Origin of the sequence: Leucobacter sp. L43, assembly GCF_016597785.1 — a bacterium.
GTDB lineage: Bacteria > Actinomycetota > Actinomycetes > Actinomycetales > Microbacteriaceae > Leucobacter > Leucobacter alluvii.
The window spans coordinates 13,439-31,676 of record NZ_JAENJG010000002.1; the positions used below are offsets into that span (position 1 = coordinate 13,439).

An 18,238-nucleotide genomic window follows, 5' to 3' on the forward strand; every position below is an offset into this window, starting at 1 on the left:
ACCGTCCGCGCTGCCCGAGCATCGGCACCCTGCGGCCCCGATGCGACCAGCGAAAAGATACCGTCTCTTGAATGCCACGCCGAGCGAGCACCCACAGGTTCCGCTGACCCGCGCGACCCATGCCGCACCCGAGCGCACGCTCATCGACATCCTCAGGGCGACCGCCGTGACGCATCCCGACGCGTCCGCGATCGACGCGGGGGCGGGGGCGCTCAGCTACCGCGAGCTCGTCGTCGCGGTCGAGGCTCGCGCCGCGGGGCTGCGCGCATCGGGTGTCGGCCGCGGCGACCGCGTCGGTGTGCGCATCGATTCCGGATCGCAGGAGCTGTACATCGCGATTCTCGCCATCATGATGGCGGGCGCCGCGTATGTTCCCGTCGACGCCGACGACACCGACGAACGAGCGCGCCTCGTGTTCGGAGAGGCTCAGGTCGTCGGGATCGTCGGAAACGATGGGTTCGTGCACCGCGCAGGGCCCGAACCACGAGAAACCGAACCACGAGAACCCGAACCACGAGAACTCGATCCACGAGCGCCGGAGCCGGAGCAGGTCGCCGTCGACCCGACCCCCGATGACGACGCCTGGATCATCTTCACGTCTGGCTCGACGGGGGTGCCGAAGGGCGTCGCCGTGTCCCACCGCTCGGCCGCCGCGTTCGTCGACGCCGAGGCGCGCATGTTCCTGCAGCAGGATCCGCTGGGCCCCGGCGATCGGGTGCTCGCCGGCCTCTCCGTCGCTTTCGACGCCTCGTGCGAGGAGATGTGGCTCGCCTGGAGGCACGGGGCCTGCCTCGTGCCCGCGCCGCGAGCGATCGTGCGAGCCGGAGAGGACCTCGCCCAGTGGTTGGTGCGGCAGAACATCAGCGTGATCTCCACCGTGCCGACGCTCGCCGCGATGTGGCCGCGCGAGTCGATCGAACACGTGCGGCTGCTGATCTTCGGCGGCGAGGCGTGCCCGCCCGAACTCGCGGCCGGGCTCGTCGAGGCCGGGCGCGAGGTGTGGAACACGTACGGTCCGACCGAGGCCACCGTCGTCGCCTGCGGGTGCCCGCTCGACGGCGCCTCGCCGATCAGCATCGGGCTGCCCCTCGACGGCTGGGACCTCGCGGTGGTCGACGCTGCGGGGCGCCGGGTCGCACCGGGAGAGTCCGGAGAGCTCATCATCGGGGGCGTCGGCCTGGCGCGGTACCTCGACCCCGCGAAGGACGCCGAGAAGTACGCGCCGATGCCCGAGCTCGGCTGGGAGCGCGCCTACCGCTCGGGGGATCTCGTGCGCTACGAGCCGACCGGGCTCGTATTCCTGGGACGCGCCGATGACCAGGTCAAGGTCGGCGGCCGCCGCATCGAGCTCGGCGAGGTCGAGAACGCCTTGCAAGAGCTGCCCGGGGTCACCGCAGCTGCTGCCGCGGTGCGTTCGAGCGAAGCGGGCGTTCCGGTACTCGTCGGATACCTCGTGGTCGAGAGCGACGAACCGCTCGACCGGGCGCTCGCCCGGGAGCATCTGTCGGAGCGGCTCGCCGCCGGGGTGATGCCGCTGATCGCCGTCGTCGACTCGCTGCCCATGCGCACCTCCGGCAAGGTCGACCGGGCGGCCCTGCCCTGGCCGCTGCCCGGCGTGCACGCTCCGGCGGCGACGGGTCTGACCGAGAGCGAGCAGTGGCTGGCGGCGCAGTGGCAGGCTGTGCTCGGGGTGGCCGTGCCCGGTTCGGATGTCGACTTCTTCGACCTCGGCGGCGGCTCGCTCGCGGCGGCGCAGCTCGTGTCCCGCATCCGGGCCCGCGTGCCGGAATTCACGGTCGCCGACATCTACGATGTGCCGCGGCTCGGGGCGATGGCGAAAGCGATCTCGGCAGTCGCGGAGGCGCACGACGACGGCGGGTTCCACGAGCCGGCGCCCACGCCGCGCCGCACGCAGTGGCTGCAGACCCTCGCAGGGGCGCCGCTCTTCATCGCGAGCGGCCTGCGGTGGCTCGTGATTCTGCTCACAGCCGGAACCGCCCTCAACCTCACGACCGGGTTCGACGTGCTGCCGAGCGCGCCGATCTGGGTGGTACTACTGGCGATCCTCGTGCTCACGACACCCTTCGGCAAGATGGCGATCGCGGCGGCGGTCGCGCGCGTGCTGCTCGCCCGGGTGCGGCCCGGCGACTACCCGCGCGGCGGAGCGGTGCACCTGCGGTTGTGGCTCGCCGAGCAGTTCGCCCAGCAGATCGATGCGGTGGGCCTCGCGGGCGCGCCGTGGATCACCGTCTACGCGCGCGCCCTGGGCGCGAAGATCGCCGCAGACGTGAGCCTGCACACCCTGCCCCCGATCACCGGCATGCTCGCGGTCGGGGCCCGCGCGGCGATCGAACCGGAGGTCGATCTGACCGGGTACTGGATCGACGGCGATCTGCTGCGCATCGGGGCGGTCAGGATCGGCAGCGACGTGACCGTGGGTGCGCGCAGCACGCTCGCACCGGGCACCCGCATCGATGACGGGGCCGAGATCGCCCCCGGATCCGCCGTCTTCGGCCGGGTGAAGGCGCAGCAGACCTGGGCGGGGTCGCCGGCGGTGCGCATCGGCGCGAGTCGCGCTGATCAGTGGCCGGAGAGCCGCCCACCGCATCGGCCAGCGTGGCGCGCAGCCTACGGGCTCTCGTCGGTGGTGCTCGCGCTGCTGCCGTTCGCCGCGTTCGCCGCAGGCGGGCTCGTCATCGCGGCGGGCTTGCGCGGGGCCGACAGTCTCGGGGGCGCCCTCGTCGCCGCGTTCGCGTGGCTCGTGCCCGCGGCGCTCGTCACGGGGGCGGTGTACGCGGGTGCCGTGCTGCTGTTCGTGCGTCTGCTCGCGATCGGGCTCGTCGAGGGAACCTTCCCGGTGCACAGCCGCGTCGGGTGGCAGAGCTGGAGCACCGAGCGGCTGCTCGACGCGGCCCGCGGTTTCCTGTTCCCGATCTACTCGAGCCTCATCACCCCCGTGTGGCTGCGGCTGCTCGGCGCACGCGTCGGGCGCAACGTCGAGGCGTCGACCGTGCTGCTGATCCCCGCGATGACTCGGATCGATGACGGGGCCTTCCTCGCCGACGACACGATGGTCGCCTCGTACCAACTGCATCGCGGATGGATGCGGATCGGGCCGGTGCGCATCGGCAAACGCGCGTTCCTCGGCAACTCGGGTATGGCGGGTCCGGGTCACCGCGTGCCGAAGGACTCGCTCGTCGCCGTGCTCTCAGTCGCGCCCAGCAAGGCGAAAGCCGGCTCGTCCTGGCTCGGGTCACCGCCGGTGCGACTGCGACGCCTCGCCCAGGGCGGCGACGACAGTCGCACGTACCATCCGGGCGCCGGCCTCCGCGTCGCCCGCGCGCTCTGGGAGCTCGGGCGCATGGCCGCGGTCTTCGTCACGGTCGCCCTCGGCATCGCGGTGCTGTTCGCGTTCGCCTGGCTCTGGGCAGCGGTGGGGCCGGTCTGGACGATCTTGCTCTCGGGGACCGTGATGCTCGCCGCCGGGGCGGTGGCCGCCGGGGTGACGACGCTGGCGAAGTGGACGATCGTCGGGCCGATTCGTGCAGGCGAGGCGCCGCTCTGGTCGAGCTTCGTCTGGCGCACCGAGGTGAGCGACACCTTCACGGAGATGCTCGCCGCCCCCTGGTTCGCGCGCGCCGCGACCGGCACCCCGGCGCTCGCCGTCTGGTTGCGCTCGCTCGGAGCGAAGGTCGGCTCCGGGGTCTGGTGCGAGTCGTATTGGCTGCCCGAGCCCGATCTCGTCACTTTGGGCGACGGATCCACGGTCAACCGGGGCTGCGTCGTGCAGACGCACCTGTTCCATGATCGAATCATGAGCATGGATACCGTCGAACTCGCCGCGGGGGCCACGCTCGGCCCGCACAGCGTCATTCTGCCCGCAGCCGTGATCGGCGCGCACGCCACCGTCGGCCCAGCGTCGTTGGTGATGCGGGGCGAGAGCGTGCCGGTCGGATCCCGCTGGAGCGGCAATCCCATCGGCCCGTGGCGGGCGCTCAAACTGCGCGCCTACCAGTCGACGAAGTGACCGTGCGGTTCCGAACGACGATGAGCGACCCCTATACGCCGACGAGCGGCGACCCCGGCTATTCCGTGGCCCACTACGACCTCGCGCTCCAGTACACGCCCCGCACCAACCGGCTCGCCGGCCGCGCGCGGCTCGATGTGCGGGTGCTGGTCGAGACGGATCAGCTGAGAGTCGACCTCATCGGCTTGAGCGCAGACAAGGTGCGCGTCGACGGCGCGCTGCAGCGGCACGTCAAGCAGTCGGCGCACGCGATCACGATCCGCCTCGCCGAGCGGGTCGCCGCCGGCTCGCTCCTGCAGCTCGACATCGACTACTCCGGCCGCCCGGGGCCGCGCCGCTCGCGCTGGGGTCAGCTCGGCTGGGAGGAGCTCGAGCACGGCGCACTCGTCGCCTCCCAGCCCACCGGGGCTCCGACGTGGTTCCCGTGCAACGACCGGGTCGACGATCGGGCCACGTACGCCATCTCGTTCACCACCGACCGAGGCTTCTTCGTAGCCGTGACCGGCGTGCCCGGCAGGGCGACCGCCCGATCCGGCAAGACGACCCGGACCTTCACGAGCTCGGTGCCGACCGCGACGTACCTCGTCGCGGCGCACGTCGGCGAGTACGCCGAGTACCGGCTCGGCCCGCGCGCGCGACTCGTCGCGCCGCCCGCCCGCGCCCGCCTCGCGCAGCGCGCCTTCGCCCCGGTGCCCCGCATCATCGAGACGTTCGAGGAGTGGTTCGGCCCGTACCCGCAGGAGGATCTCACCATCGTCGTGACCGAGGAAGAGCTCGAGATCCCCCTCGAAGCGCAGGGCATGGCGACCTTCGGCCGCAACCACGAGGCCCCGAGCGAGCAGCGGCTCATCGCCCACGAACTCGCCCATCAGTGGTTCGGCAACAGCATGGGGGTCGCCCGATGGCACGACATCTGGCTCAATGAGGGCTTCGCCTGCTATTCCGAGTGGATCTGGTCGGAGGCATCGGGCGGCCCGACGATCGCCGCGCTCGCCGCGGAGCACCACGCGCTCCTCGCGGCGCTGCCGCAAGACCTGCTGCTCGCCGATCCCGGCCCCACCGACATGTTCGACGACCGCGTGTACAAGCGCGGGGCCCTGCTGCTCGAGGCGCTGCGGCGCGTCATGGGGGAGGGGCCGTTCCGTGCGCTGCTGCTCGCGTGGGCGAGCACGTATCGACATCGGCTCGTGGCGACGGCCGACTTCATCGCGCTGGCGCAGTCGCTGAGCCCGGTGCGCGTCGACGCGGTCCTCGAATCATGGATCTACGCGGAGGCCCTGCCCGAGCTGCCGGTGGTCGGGCTGGCCGACTGAGCACTCGGGCGTCGGGGAGCGCAAGCGAGGCTGAGGATCGCAGAAGCGCCGTTCGGCGCCGGCGTGATGCGCCGGTCGGCACCGTGGAACGTGAGAGCCTGTGCCGGATCGTCGGCGCCGGCAGGTGACGGGTCTGCGCGCCAGGTGCCGTCGCCGAGCATCGTGAACGACGCGTCTGCGTAGGCGCCGCGGAGCCCCGCGCGACGAGCCTTGGCGACCGCCTCGAGCCGGGTCCAGGCGGCGACGGCGCCCCTCATCTCGCGGGCTCGGGGCGGGCGGGTGCTCCCGAGCGCCTCAGCGACGCGCGCTCGCGTGCTCGGCGAGTCGAGTTCGACGTCGATGCCGAGTGCGAGGGCGCCTGCGGGGGCGACGCCGACGGCGACGAGGCCCGGCGCATAGCTGATGCTGATGAGCGGGGCGGGCGGGCTGGTGGCGTCGGCGGTGCTGGTGCTGGTGCTGGCAGTGGCGTTCAGCAGCCGCGCGACCGGAGCGCCATGGGCGCTGCTGCCGCAGGCGGGGCACTGGCGGGTGACGCGCACCGAGCCCGGGTCGGCAGGCGCGAGCATCGAGGCGAGCAGCGCGTGGGCGACGTCCCGGCGATCCTCATCCGCCGCGAGTGCCTGCCAGGCCAGGCGAACGCCGAACGGCGCGGGCTCGACGTGCGTCTCGGCTCGCTGCGGAGGGTCGGGGGAGGGCACGCGACGAGCGTACCCGGCTGCGGGGCTCGCGCTGATCGGAATGCACCGCCACCGACCAGCGCGAGCCCCTGGCAGCTCAGTGGCCGTAGGTGCCGGTGATGCGGGCGCGGCCGAGCGTCGTGCCGAAGAGCTGGAACCCGAGGAGCGCCGGCGACGCGAGCTCGTCGAGCTCGAGCGATTCGACGCTCAGCGCGTGCACGACGAACATGTAGCGGTGGTCGCCGTGCCCGGGGGGCGGGGCGGCGCCCACGAAGCCGGCGACGCCGCCGTCGTTGCGCAGCACTCGAGCCGCAGCCGGGAAGGCGTCGGTCACAGTGTCGAGCTGCACGGCGCCGGCTTCGAGCTCGGTCACCGAGGCGGGGATGTTGTAGGCGGCGAAATGCCAGAATCCGCTGGCCGTCGGGGCGTCGGGGTCGAAGCAGGTCAGCGCGTAGCTGCGCACGCCCTCGGGCGCCCCGCTCCAGGAGAGCTGCGGCAGGCGGTCCTCGCCGCCCGAGCCGAGCATCCCGCCCACCTGAGCGAGGGGCAGCCGGTCACCGTCGGCGAATGAGGCGGAGGTCAGGTCGAACGCGGCGACCTCGGGAAGCGCGTCGTAGGGATCGTAGGTCACGATGTTCCTTTCTTGTTGCGGATTGGGGGAGGTGCGGGATCGGCATGGGGTCAGGCGGTCCAGCCGCCGTCGACCGTCATCACCGTGCCAAAGCAGTACGAACTCTCGGGGCCGAGCAGATAGGCGGCTGCGCTGGCGACCTCGTCACCCGTGCCGGGTCGACCCACGGGAATCTCGGCGCGCATGCGTTCCGCGTGATCGGGTGCGTCCCATCCCGCCTCGGTCATGGGTGTGCGGATCGAGCCCGGTGCGATGGCGTTCACCCGGACGCCGAGCGGGGCGAGCTCGCGCGCCGCCGACCGCACGAGTGCCGTCACCGCCGCTTTCGACGCGTTGTACGCGACCTGATGCTCGACGCGACGATCCACGGTCGCCGACGACAGCACGACCACTGCGAACTCCTGGTTGTGAAACTGCGACGGATCGAGACGGGCCGCCCATCGGAGTGCGAGGAAGGTGCCGGTGGCGTTGACGTCGAGCACGCGCCGGAAGTCGTCGAGCGATGTCTCTGCCAAGGGGCTCCGGGCGCGGATGCCGGCTGCATGCACGAGGCCGGTGATCGACCGGCCGGTCGCGGGGGATCGCGCGAGCTCCGCCCACTGCTGCTCATCGGCGACGTCGAAGTGCTGCACGCGCGGCGCGGCCGCAGTGTCGAGGCCGACGACCTCGGCCCCGTCGGCGCGGAGCCGCGCCGAGATCGCGGCCCCGATCCCCGATGCTGCGCCGGTCACCGCGATGACGCGCTGCACCGCGCTGCCCCGCGAAGACTCGCCCCGCTCAGGCATGCGCCACCGCGCGATCCTGCTGGGCGGGAAGCCGCGATGGGGTCTCCCGGGCGAGCGCTGCGACGATGACGTAGGTGATGAGGGAGACGCCGACCGCGGTGACGATGGTCGGCACCGCTCCGATGACCAGGACGCCGGTGAGCCCGAGCAGGCCGGTGACGGCGCCCGTGACCATCGAGGCGAGCGCGGCGTAGCGCCCGCCGAAGCGGGTGAAGAGGCCGAACATGAAGGCCACGAAGACGCCCGAGCCGTACATGGTGAAGGCCATCGTGAGTACCTGGATGATGCCGGGCACGAGCAGCGAGACGCCGAGCGCGATCACGCCGAGGGCGACGGTGACGATGCGAGACCAGCGGAGCTGGCTCTGCTGGCTGTCGCGGAAGTGGCGGAAGCGCTGCAGGAAATCGTTGGAGATGTTGCTGACCGCCGCGAGCAGCAGCGCGTCCGCGGTCGAGATGACTGCGGAGATGATCGCCGCGAGCAGGATGCCGGCTGCCCAGACGGGAAGCACGTTCTCGATGAGTGCCGGCATCACGCCGACACTCGGGTCGAGCTCGGGAAAGAGGGCGCGCGCGGCCATGCCGGCGAGTGCCGGGACGACGGCGAAGCCAGCGGTGAGCAGCCCGGCGATGCCGGCTCCGGTCGCGGCGGCGCGGGCCGACTTCGCCGAGAAGACGCGCTGCATCACGTCTTGCCCGACGAGTTTGTGGACGACGACGGGAAGCGCGGCGCCCAGCATGAAGGACCAGCCCTGGTTCAGCGGGTTGAAGGGCTCTGCGACGCCCGACGCCTCGAAAGTGGACGTGATCGTCGCGAAGCCGCCGGCAGCATTCACCGCGATGACGGCGACGAGGATCATGCCGGCGACGATCACCACGAACTGAATCGCATCGGTGATCGCGACACCCCACATGCCCGAGAGCACGGTGAACGCGATGATGAGCACGACGCCGACGATAGCGCCCCACACTTGACTCAGGCCGAGTGCGGTCAGCGCCGATCCTGCTGCCCCGACCTGCCCCGCCAGAATGCCGGTCAGCGCGAGCACCGAGAGCGTCGACGCGAGCAGCCGCACCGGCTGGCTGCCGAAGCGGGCGTGCAGGAAGTCTGGCACGGTGACGAAGCTGCCGGCGCGCACGCGTTTCGCGACGAAGACTGCGAGGAACACCAGCCCGACGAAGATGCCGATGGCGAAGGAGATCGCGGCGAAGCCCACCGAATAGGCGTCTTGACTGGTGCCGAGCACGAACGCGCCACCGAAGTTCGTGGCGAGCAGCATGACGGCGATCAGGCCCGCACCCATCTTGCGTCCGGCGAGCAGGTAGTCGGTGTCGGTGTGCACGCGTTTCTTCAGCCAGGCGGCGATGAGGAACATGACGAGCAGATAGGCGATGATCATGAGGGTGATGCCGAGATTCAAGGTATCTCCAGAATGAGAAGCCGAATACGTCTTTGGTTTCGGATTGCACACCAACTTAGCTTTATGGTCGATTTTCTGCAAGCAGAGGGTCGGAATGAGCCCGATATTGGGCGCGAGCTCGCATCGGTGAGTAGACTGCTCGCGAGACGGCGCTTCCCGCTGATCGAAGAGAAAGAGGGCCAGGTGAGTCGAGTTCCCGAGCAGATCATCGATGATCTCGATCGGCGCGTGCTCCGCACCCTGCGCGATATGCCTCGCGCGACCCTCGGGGAGATGGCCGAGCACGTCGGCGTCTCCCGAACGACGTTCAAAGCGCGACTCGACCGGCTGTGGGAGAGCGGCATCATCATCGGCCACGAGACGCAGCTCGACCTGGCGTCGATGGGTCTGGAGGTGCAGGCCTGGGTGCAGCTCAACGTGCAGCAGGGCGAGCTCGAACCCATCACCGAGCTGCTCGACGGCCTGCCGCACGTCATCGAAGCGTTCGTCACCACCGGCGGGGCCGACGTGCAGTGCCGCATGGTGGCGAGAAGCACGGCGCACCTGCAGGAGCTGCTGCTCGAGCTGTCGCGGCACCCGGCCGTCACCCGCACGAAGAGCTCGGTGATCCTGTCGAGCCTCGTCAGCCACCGAAAAGTGCAAGCGCTCGACCTGCTCGATCTCTGACGCGCGAGGCGATCCCGCCGATCATCCGTCCCCGTCGGGATCGCCGTCGCGCAACAGCGCCAGCCGACTGATGGTGCGGAAGAGATCGACCGGCGGATCGGAGATGTCGACGAGCCCGGCGCGATCCGTGCGGGAGAGCACGGTCAGCGGCAGGTCGGCATGCACGAGCACGTCGAGCAGCGAGACGAACCGCTGCCGCGCCTCGCGACTCGCCTGCGACAGCGGCGGCACGTCGACGAGCACCCACTGATCGAACTCGGCGGCGAGATCGAGGTAGTCCTCGGCGATCGACGGCGACTCCAGCAGATCGGCGAAGTCGAACCAGACACCCGTCGAAGCCGTGAGCCCGCTGCTCGCCTCGCCGCGGCGCACCGCGAGCGCCCGCAGCGCACGATGCCCGCCCAGCACAGTGGTCGACTCGTGCGGGTGCGGGGGTTCGAGCCCAGAGGATCGTGCCGCGCTCGCCGCGGAGCCGGACGCACCGAACGCGATCCAGCGCCCCGAAGCGAAGCCGTGCTCGGCGGGGGCCGCAGGCGACGCGGAGCGGTAGTCACTGCCGCCGTCGAGCGTGCGCACCGCGAAGTGCTCGCGGATGAGACGCACGCTCGGCTCGACCACGTGGTGGAACACGGGGTTCGCGAGCAGACCCTCCGGTTCGTAGTTGGAGGTGAAGAGTGTCGGGATACGGCGGGCGACCAGCTCCGCCACGAGACGATTCAGCAGGCTCGCGCCGCCCGGATCGTGCACGTGCAGCTCATCGAAGAAGAAGACCCGTGCGCCGTCGAGCAACTCGGCGACGGTCGCTTCGATCGCGTCTCGGGCCGTCATCTGCGCTCCGAAACGGCGCTGCAGCTCCTGGAAGAAGGTGTGGAAGTGCACGCGGCGCTTCGCGGCCGCCGGCACATCGATCGCGTCGAAGATCTCAGATGCGAGCCAGGTCTTGCCGCGCCCTGCCGGCCCGTGGATGAAGACCCCGCTGGGAGAGTGCGCACCGCCCCACCGGCCGGCCAGCACGGCGATCTCATCGAGCAACTGCTGCTGAGCCCGGTCGAGCACAATGCCCTTCGCTCCCGCCGAGTGCTCCACTGCGTCGCTGAGCCGCGAAGCGGCGCGGGGTGTCGCTCGCGGATCCGTCACGTTCCCCGATCCTAGCGAGGCGCGCTCCAGGCTAGGATGGAATGTCAGTGAGCGGGAGGAGACCGGGTATGGCGAAACAGGTCGAACTGGGGCCGACCGGGCGACCCGATCGCATCATTCCGGCACCCAAGAAGCTCGACCGCCACGGGCCGGCGCGCATCATCGCCATGTGCAACCAGAAGGGCGGCGTCGGCAAGACGACCAGCACCATCAATCTCGCTGCAGCGCTCGCGCGCTACGGGCGCCGCGTGCTCGCCGTCGACTTCGACCCCCAGGGCGCGCTCTCGGCGGGCCTCGGAGTGCCAGCCCACGACGTCCCCACCATCTACGACCTGATGCTCGGCAAGCTGAAGGATCCGCGCGACGCGATCCAGAAGACCGGCACCGCCGGGCTCGACGTCATCCCAGCCAACATCGACCTCTCGGCCGCCGAGGTGCACCTCGTCACGGAGGTCGCGCGCGAGCAGATTCTCGGCAGCGTGCTGCGCAAGGTCGTCGACGATTACGACGTCATCTTGATCGACTGCCAGCCGTCGCTCGGTCTCTTGACCGTGAACGCGCTCACCGCGAGCCACGGCGTGCTGATTCCCCTCGCCTGCGAGTACTTCGCGCTCCGCGGCGTCGCCCTGCTGGTCGAGACGGTCGACAAGGTGCGCGATCGCCTGAACCCCGCGCTCGAGCTCGACGGCATTCTCGCGACCATGTACGACGCGCGCACGCTCCACGCCCGCGAGGTGCTCGAGCGCGTCATCGACACGTTCGGCGACACAGTGTTCGACACCGTCATCGGCCGCACCGTGAAGCTGCCCGACGCGCAGATCGCCGCGAAGCCGATTCTCGACTACGCCCCATCGAACGCCGCCTCAGAGGCGTACCTCAAGCTGGCCCGCGAGCTCGTCCAACGCGGCGCCGTCGCCTAGCGCCATGGTGGTGGACACGGATCCGGGAGCCGCAGCGGCCGGCACGGATCCGGTGCCTGCCGACGATCGCTTCCGCGTCAGCCTCTCCGTCTTCGACGGGCCGTTCGATTTGCTGCTCAACCTGATCGGCAAGCACGAGCTCGACATCACCGAGGTCGCCCTGAGCCTGGTCACCGACGAGTTCATCGCCTACCTCGCGTCCATCGAGGGGCAGGGCATCGTCGAGCTCGACCGCGCCTCCGAGTTTCTCGTGGTCGCCGCGACGCTGCTCGACATGAAGATCGCGAGCCTCTTGCCGCAGGGCGAGGTCGTCGACGCCGAAGACATCGCACTGCTCGAAGCCCGCGATCTGCTGTTCGCCCGGCTGCTGCAGTACCGCGCCTTCAAACAGGTCAGTGCCTGGTTTCGGGATCGCCTGGAGGCGGAGAGCGCTCGTCACGCCCGGCAGGTGCCGCTCGAAGCGAAGTACCGCTCGCGCGGGCCGGAACTCGTCTGGACGCTGAGCCCGGGCGACTTCGCCGCGATCGCCACGCTCGCCTTCGCGCCGCGCGAGATTCCGACGGTCGGCCTCGACCACCTGCACGCGCCACTCGTATCGATCCGCGAGCAGGCCGCGATCGTCGTCGCGCTGCTGCGCGGCGGTGTCAGCGCTGACGGCAGCACCGATGGGCGCGGCGGGTCGCGCTCCTTCCGCGAACTGGTCGCCGGGGTCGCGGAACGGGGCGTGGTGGTCGCACGGTTCCTCGCGATCCTCGAGCTGTATCGTCGTGCAGCGGTCACCTTCGAGCAGGCCGAGCCGCTCGGCGAGCTGCAGGTGCAGTGGGTCGGTGAGAGCTGGTCCGACGACGAGCTTGCTACGTTAGGAAACGACTATGACTGACAACGACAGCGCCGCTCCGACCCTCGCCGACGGGGAGCTGGACGCCGCCCGCAGCGCCCACTCGTTGTCGCAGCAGCTGGAGGCGCTGCTCATCGTCGCCGACGAGCCGCTCAGCGCGGTCTCCCTGGCCACCGCGACCGATCGTCCGGTGCGCGAGGTGCGCGCGGTGCTCGACGCCCTCGTCGCCGAGTTCAACGGCGAGCGCGCCGGCGACGGTGCAGTGAGCAGCGGTGCCGGATCGCCGCGCGGCTTCGAGCTGCGCGAGGTCGCCGGCGGGTACCGCTTCTACGCCCGCGCGAGCCTCGACCCGATCGTGGCCGACTTCGTGCACCAGCAGTCGCCGGCGCGCCTCTCGCAGGCGGCGCTCGAAACGCTCGCCGTCATCGCGTACCGCCAGCCCATCTCCCGCGGAGCGATCGCCTCGATCCGCGCGGTCAACGTCGACTCGGTGGTGCGCACCCTGCTCGGCCGGGGGCTCGTCGCGGAGGTCGGCAACGATCCGGAGACCGGCGCGATCCTCTACGGCACCTCCGACGCCCTGCTCGGCCATCTCGGCATCGGCGACATCTCGGAGCTGCCCCCCATCTCCCCACTGCTCGAAGAACCCACGGAAGGATTCGACGAATGAATCGCTCGGAAGAGAATCTCGGCGGCTCGTACTCCGTCGACGGCGAGAACATCGAGATCGACCTCGCGGAGTTCGGGTGGGACCGTCCGCAGACGGCGCCGACCGAAGCCGCGCACGACGATGACGGCCGCATCCGCCTGCAGAAGGCGCTCGCGCACGCGGGCGTCGCATCGCGCCGGGCCTGCGAGTCGCTGATCTCCAGCGGACGCGTGACGGTCAACGGCGAGATTCAGCGCGAGCTGGGCTCGCGCATCGACCCCGAGACCGACGACGTGCGCGTCGACGGGGTGGTCGTGCAGCTCGACGTGTCGAAGCGCTACTTCGTGCTGAACAAGCCGCGCGGCGTCGTGTCGACCATGAACGACGAGAACGGCCGCCCCGATCTCCGCGAGTTCGCCGACGAGGTCGAGGATCGGCTGTACAACGTCGGGCGTCTCGACACCGACACGAGCGGTCTGCTCATCCTCACGAACGACGGCGAGCTCGCGCACCGTCTCGCGCACCCGAGCTTCGGCGTGCAGAAGACGTACATCGCGAAGGTGCGCGGGAGGGTGACGGCTGCCGTGATCCAGCAGCTCAAAGACGGGGTGGAGCTCGCCGACGGGCCGATCCACGCCGATCGCGCGAAGCTGCTGCCGGGCGGATCGGGCGACGCCCACTCGCTCGTCGAGATCACGCTGCACTCCGGCCGCAACCGCATCGTGCGCCGCATGCTCGCCGAGGTCGGGCACCCGGTGGTCGAACTCGTGCGCCGCCAGTTCGGGCCGCTCCACCTCGGCACGCTGCGCGTCGGCGAGCTGCGCGAACTGTCGTCGGGGGAGCGCGGGGCGCTGCTCTCCGCGGTCGAAGACGAGGGATCGGGCGACGGGTCCGGATCCGGAGGCGCGCAGCAGGCCGGGCGCCGGGGCGAGATCACCGCCGGCCGGCCCGGCGACGGCAAGGGCGCCCGCGGGATGCGAGGCATGGCGGCGCGGGGCAACCCGCACGGACGCGGCGGACGGAAGCAGGGCGGTCGATGAGCGCCCCTGAAGCTGCGCCGAGCGGCGAGCATCTGCGCGCGGCCGGGGAGCGCCCGGCGCTGGTCGCTCGCACCCGTGGGCCGGTGCACGTCATCGGCGCCGGCCTGCTCGGGGCGAGCGTCGGTCTCGGCCTGCGCGAGCGGGGCGTCGACGTGACGCTCGAAGACCTGTCGCCGACGACCGTCGCGCTCGCCGCCGACTACGGTGCAGGGCGGGTGCGCACCGCCGCCGACGAGTCACCGGTGCTCGTCGTCATCGCGACGCCGCCCGACGTGACCGCCGATGTGGTCGAGCGCGCGCTCCGCACCTACCCCGACGCCGTGGTGACGGACGTCGCGAGCGTGAAGCTCGCGCCGTTCACCGAGCTCAAGCGCCGCGGCATCGACCTGGCGAAGTACGTGGGCTCGCATCCGATGGCGGGACGCGAGCGCGGCGGCGCGATCATGGCGCGCGCCGATCTGTTCGTGGGCAGGCCCTGGGTGATCTGCCGCGACGGCGAGACCCCGGCCGACGCGCTCGCACTCGTCGAAGCCGTGGCGCTCGACCTCGGCGGCGTGCTCATGGAGATGACGCCCGAAGAGCACGACCGGTCGGTCGGGCTGGTCTCCCACCTGCCGCAGGTCGTGTCGAGCCTGCTCGCCGCGCGACTCGTACCGGCATCCGAGCAGGCGATCGGCCTCGCGGGCGGCGGTCTGCGCGACACCACGCGCGTCGCCTCCAGCGATCCGGAGCTCTGGGTGCAGATCCTCGGCGCGAACAGCGCGCCCGTCGTGGAGCTGCTCGACGCGTTCTCGGCAGATGTCGCCGCGTTCGCCGATGCGCTGCGCGATCCGGCGCGCACCGGTGCGCGTCGCCGCATCGCTGACCTGCTGTCGGCGGGCAACAACGGAGTGTCGCGCATTCCCGGCAAGCACGGTTCGTCCGAGCGATTCACCCAGATCACGGTGCTCATCGACGACTCTCCCGGGCAGTTGGCGAAGTTGCTCACCGAACTCGGAGAACTGGGCATTAATATGGAAGACTTGCGCCTCGAGCACTCGCCGGGCGCCCAGATCGGTTTCGCGGAGATCGCGGTACTGCCGGAGGTCGCCGAACGCGCGGTCGCCGATCTCGTCGAACGCGGATGGAGGACGCTGTGACTGATGCTGCATCAGCTGCCGCTGCGCTGACCGTGATGACGGGCGCGGCGCAGGCGGAGCGCGCCCAGCAGACCGAGGCGCCGAACGCGGCCCCCCTGCTCGTCGCGATCGACGGGCCGGCGGGCAGCGGCAAGTCGAGCGTCTCGCGTGCCGCCGCAGAGCGCCTCGGATTCGGGATCCTCGACACCGGCGCGGCCTACCGGTCGCTCGCGTGGGCGGCCGTCGAGACCTCCGCCGACCTGGACGACTCGGCCGCGGTCGCCGCGATCCTCGACGTGTGGACGTACGCGATCACCCTGCGCGGTGAGCAACGAGTCACGGTCGAACTCGGCGACGGCGTCGTCCACGATGTGACGGCGGCGATCCGCGCCCACGACGTGAGCGGGCTCGTCAGTCGAGTCTCGAAGCACCCAGAGGTGCGCGAGCGCTTGAACGAGATGTTCCGGCGGATCGTCGCGGAGTCGGGGCTGCCCGGTGTCGTGATCGAGGGTCGCGACATCACGACCGTGGTGGCGCCCGACGCGCCGGTGCGCGTGCTGATGACCGCCTCGCCCGAGGTGCGCGCGCAGCGTCGCGCTGGCGAGCTCGACGGGCTCACCCACGCACAGGTGCTCGCCGACATCGAGGCGCGTGACGCCAAGGACGCGCAGGTCGTCGACTTCTTCACCCCAGCCCCCGGGGTGACGCTCGTCGACACGAGCAACTTGAACTTTGCACAGTCCGTGGAGGCTGTGGTTGAAATCGTACGAGCGGCGCAAGGCGTCGCGGAGGAGAGCGAATGATGAGCGAGCAGAATCCCGGAACGGGCGCCGAGCACGAAGGCGCGGCGCGGCCGGAGTCCGAGTTTGACGGAGCCGAGTTCGACGGCCCCGAGGTCATGCAGGTGAACCCCGATGGCAGCCAGGTCGCCGCGGCCCCCGAGTACGATGAGGCCGAGACCTACGCCGCGACGGTGAACGATGCCCCCGTGCACGCCGCCGGCGACGGTGAGGTCGTCTTCGGCGAGGGCTTCGACGCGAGCGTCACCGACGAGGAGCGCCTGCGCGCCATGCGCTCGAACCTCGAAGGCTTCGACCTCGAAGACGACGATGTCGCGATCATCAGCGATGACGGCGAGTTCCTCGGCTTCCGTGAGCCCGTCTCCGAAGCGCTGCCGGTCGTCGCGATCGTCGGCCGCCCCAACGTCGGCAAGTCGGCGCTCGTGAACCGCATCCTCGGCCGCCGCGAGGCCGTCGTCGAGGACGTGCCGGGCGTCACCCGCGACCGCGTCACCTACCAGGCCGAGTGGGGCGGCACCCGCTTCAGTCTCGTCGACACCGGCGGCTGGGAACCCGACGCGAAGGGCATCGACGCGTCGGTCGCGCTCCAGGCCGAGGTCGCGATCGAGCTCTGCGACGTCGTCATGTTCGTCGTCGACTCCCGCGTCGGACCGACGGCCACGGACGAGCGCGTCGTGCAGCTGCTGCGCCGCACGCACAAGCCCGTCTTCCTCGTCGCCAACAAGGTCGACGACGCCGTGCTCGAGGCCGAGGCCGCCCAGCTGTGGTCGCTCGGACTGGGTGAGCCGAACGCCGTCTCGGCGCTGCACGGCCGCGGCGTCGCCGACCTGCTCGACGCGGTCGTCGAAGCACTGCCCGAAGAGTCGGCCGTCGCACAGCCGAAGATGCTCGGGCCGCGCCGCGTCGCACTGCTCGGTCGCCCCAACGTCGGCAAGTCGAGCCTGCTCAACAAGGCGGCCGGCGAGGAGCGCGCAGTCGTCAGCGACATCGCGGGCACCACGCGCGACCCGGTCGACGAGCAGGTCGAGATCGCCGGTCGGGTGTGGACGTTCGTCGACACCGCAGGCATCCGCCGCCGCGTGCACCTGCAGAAGGGCGCCGACTTCTACGCATCGCTGCGCACCGCCGCTGCGCTCGAGAAGGCCGAGGTCGCGGTCGTGCTCATCGACGTGACGCAGGAGATCTCCGACCAGGATCTGCGCATCATCGACCTCGTGCTCGAGTCGGGGCGCGCACTCGTGCTCGCCTTCAACAAGTGGGACATGCTCGACGACGACCGTCGCCGGTACCTCGAACGCGAGATCGAGCAGGATCTCGCGCACGTCGACTGGGCGCCGCGCGTCAACATCTCGGCGCGCACCGGGCGTCACCTCGAGAAACTCGTTCCGGCGCTCGAGACGGCGCTCGAGTCGTGGGACACGCGCATTCCGACGGGCAAGTTCAACGCCTTCGTCGCCGAGCTCGTGCAGGAGCACCCGCACCCGCTCCGCAGCGGCAAGCAGCCGCGCATCCTGTTCGGCACGCAGGTGCAGAACCGTCCGCCGACATTCGTGCTCTTCACGTCGGGCTTCCTGGACCCGCAGTACCGCCGCTTCATCCAGCGCCGCCTGCGCGAGCGCTACGGCTTCGACGGCAGCCCCATCGTGATCAACATGCGCATCCGCGAAAGGCGCCCGCGCCCGTAGGGGTGGGCGCCGCAGGAACGGCGATTTCCGGAGAACGGAGCCAGAGTGACTACTGCTGCAGGCCAGATCAGTCCGCTGCGCTCATCGGAGATCCCGGCGGCCACCGCTCTGTGGGATGCGTGCGGTCTCACGCGTCCATGGAATGATCCGATCTCCGACGCCGAGCGGGCCCTGGGCGGAGCGACCTCCACAGTTCTCGCTGGGCGGTCTGACTCCGGCGAGGTCGTGGCGACCGTCATGGTCGGAGTCGATGGGCACCGAGGCTGGGTGTATTACCTGGCGGTGTCGCCGGCCAGGCAGCGGCAGGGCTGGGGGCGGCGCCTGATGGCGGCTGCCGAGGCGTGGCTGCAGGAGCATGGCGCCCCGAAAGTGCAGCTCATGGTCCGATCCGGCAATGCGGCCATTCTCGGGTTCTACGATGCGCTGGGGTACTCCGATCAGCAGACGGTGGTGCTCGGCAAATTCCTGGACCCGCAGCTCGAGCGGATGAAGCGTCTCGAGGAGCAGCGTTCAGCCACGGGGCGGTAGCCTC

Annotated in this window: 16 protein-coding genes; 11 read left to right on the plus strand and 5 right to left on the minus strand. The window is 70.6% G+C overall.

Going from position 1 to position 18,238, the window contains the following annotated elements; genetic code table 11:
- Positions 1 to 40 precede the first annotated feature (40 nt).
- Both JE033_RS09305 and JE033_RS09310 read left to right on the plus strand, forming a co-directional pair.
- Positions 41 to 4,027, plus strand: coding sequence for a Pls/PosA family non-ribosomal peptide synthetase (locus tag JE033_RS09305; RefSeq protein WP_200331164.1), 3,987 nt, complete (start codon positions 41 to 43; stop codon positions 4,025 to 4,027).
- Between the two features lie 20 nt (positions 4,028 to 4,047).
- The gene (locus JE033_RS09310; RefSeq protein ID WP_200331165.1) at positions 4,048 to 5,340 is read left to right on the plus strand and encodes a M1 family metallopeptidase; all 1,293 of its coding nucleotides are present in this window, start codon (positions 4,048 to 4,050) and stop codon (positions 5,338 to 5,340) included.
- On the opposite strand, the gene JE033_RS09315 is transcribed toward JE033_RS09310, so the two are convergent.
- From JE033_RS09315 to JE033_RS09330, 4 genes are all read right to left on the minus strand, one after another.
- Positions 5,292 to 6,038, minus strand: a complete 747-nt coding sequence (locus tag JE033_RS09315) for a hypothetical protein (RefSeq protein ID WP_200331166.1) — start codon at positions 6,036 to 6,038, stop codon at positions 5,292 to 5,294. The two genes, JE033_RS09310 and JE033_RS09315, sit on opposite strands and share 49 nt — an antisense overlap.
- A gap of 76 nt (positions 6,039 to 6,114) precedes the next feature.
- Positions 6,115 to 6,651, minus strand: a complete 537-nt coding sequence (locus JE033_RS09320; RefSeq protein WP_090151272.1) for a YbhB/YbcL family Raf kinase inhibitor-like protein — start codon at positions 6,649 to 6,651, stop codon at positions 6,115 to 6,117.
- A gap of 47 nt (positions 6,652 to 6,698) precedes the next feature.
- Positions 6,699 to 7,433 (minus strand): SDR family NAD(P)-dependent oxidoreductase, encoded by a 735-nt coding sequence (locus JE033_RS09325; RefSeq protein ID WP_200331167.1) that lies wholly within the window; start codon positions 7,431 to 7,433, stop codon positions 6,699 to 6,701.
- Positions 7,426 to 8,853, minus strand: coding sequence for a sodium:solute symporter (locus JE033_RS09330; protein ID WP_176698373.1), 1,428 nt, complete (start codon positions 8,851 to 8,853; stop codon positions 7,426 to 7,428). The genes JE033_RS09325 and JE033_RS09330 overlap by 8 nt, the downstream gene beginning before the upstream one ends.
- A 63-nt stretch (positions 8,854 to 8,916) precedes the next feature.
- On the opposite strand from JE033_RS09330, the gene JE033_RS09335 reads away from it, so the two are divergent.
- Positions 8,917 to 9,519 (plus strand): Lrp/AsnC family transcriptional regulator, encoded by a 603-nt coding sequence (locus JE033_RS09335; RefSeq protein WP_200331169.1) that lies wholly within the window; start codon positions 8,917 to 8,919, stop codon positions 9,517 to 9,519.
- Between the two features lie 21 nt (positions 9,520 to 9,540).
- On the opposite strand, the gene zapE is transcribed toward JE033_RS09335, so the two are convergent.
- Positions 9,541 to 10,656, minus strand: a complete 1,116-nt coding sequence (gene zapE / locus JE033_RS09340; RefSeq protein WP_200331171.1) for an AFG1/ZapE family ATPase — start codon at positions 10,654 to 10,656, stop codon at positions 9,541 to 9,543.
- A 68-nt stretch (positions 10,657 to 10,724) separates the two neighbouring features.
- On the opposite strand from zapE, the gene JE033_RS09345 reads away from it, so the two are divergent.
- Genes JE033_RS09345 through JE033_RS09380 form a run of 8 tightly spaced genes read left to right on the plus strand, consistent with a single transcriptional unit; the run spans position 10,725 to position 18,234 of the window.
- Positions 10,725 to 11,576, plus strand: a complete 852-nt coding sequence (locus tag JE033_RS09345; protein WP_176698371.1) for a ParA family protein — start codon at positions 10,725 to 10,727, stop codon at positions 11,574 to 11,576.
- 4 nt (positions 11,577 to 11,580) lie between these two features.
- Positions 11,581 to 12,456: a ScpA family protein gene (locus JE033_RS09350; protein ID WP_200331173.1), complete on the plus strand. Its 876-nt coding sequence runs from the start codon at positions 11,581 to 11,583 to the stop codon at positions 12,454 to 12,456.
- The gene (locus tag JE033_RS09355; protein WP_200331175.1) at positions 12,449 to 13,084 is read left to right on the plus strand and encodes an SMC-Scp complex subunit ScpB; all 636 of its coding nucleotides are present in this window, start codon (positions 12,449 to 12,451) and stop codon (positions 13,082 to 13,084) included. Before JE033_RS09350 ends, JE033_RS09355 begins: the two co-directional genes overlap by 8 nt.
- Positions 13,081 to 14,103, plus strand: coding sequence for a pseudouridine synthase (locus JE033_RS09360; protein ID WP_200331177.1), 1,023 nt, complete (start codon positions 13,081 to 13,083; stop codon positions 14,101 to 14,103). The genes JE033_RS09355 and JE033_RS09360 overlap by 4 nt, the downstream gene beginning before the upstream one ends.
- Positions 14,100 to 15,242, plus strand: a complete 1,143-nt coding sequence (locus JE033_RS09365; RefSeq protein ID WP_090151245.1) for a prephenate dehydrogenase — start codon at positions 14,100 to 14,102, stop codon at positions 15,240 to 15,242. The genes JE033_RS09360 and JE033_RS09365 overlap by 4 nt, the downstream gene beginning before the upstream one ends.
- Complete coding sequence (gene cmk, locus JE033_RS09370; RefSeq protein ID WP_370567941.1) at positions 15,239 to 16,024, plus strand: (d)CMP kinase; 786 nt, start codon at positions 15,239 to 15,241, stop codon at positions 16,022 to 16,024. The genes JE033_RS09365 and cmk overlap by 4 nt, the downstream gene beginning before the upstream one ends.
- Positions 16,024 to 17,706, plus strand: coding sequence for a ribosome biogenesis GTPase Der (gene der, locus JE033_RS09375; protein ID WP_255537047.1), 1,683 nt, complete (start codon positions 16,024 to 16,026; stop codon positions 17,704 to 17,706). The genes cmk and der overlap by 1 nt, the downstream gene beginning before the upstream one ends.
- Positions 17,707 to 17,751: 45 nt before the next feature.
- Positions 17,752 to 18,234, plus strand: coding sequence for a GNAT family acetyltransferase (locus JE033_RS09380; RefSeq protein WP_370567942.1), 483 nt, complete (start codon positions 17,752 to 17,754; stop codon positions 18,232 to 18,234).
- The last annotated feature ends 4 nt before the right edge of the window (positions 18,235 to 18,238 follow it).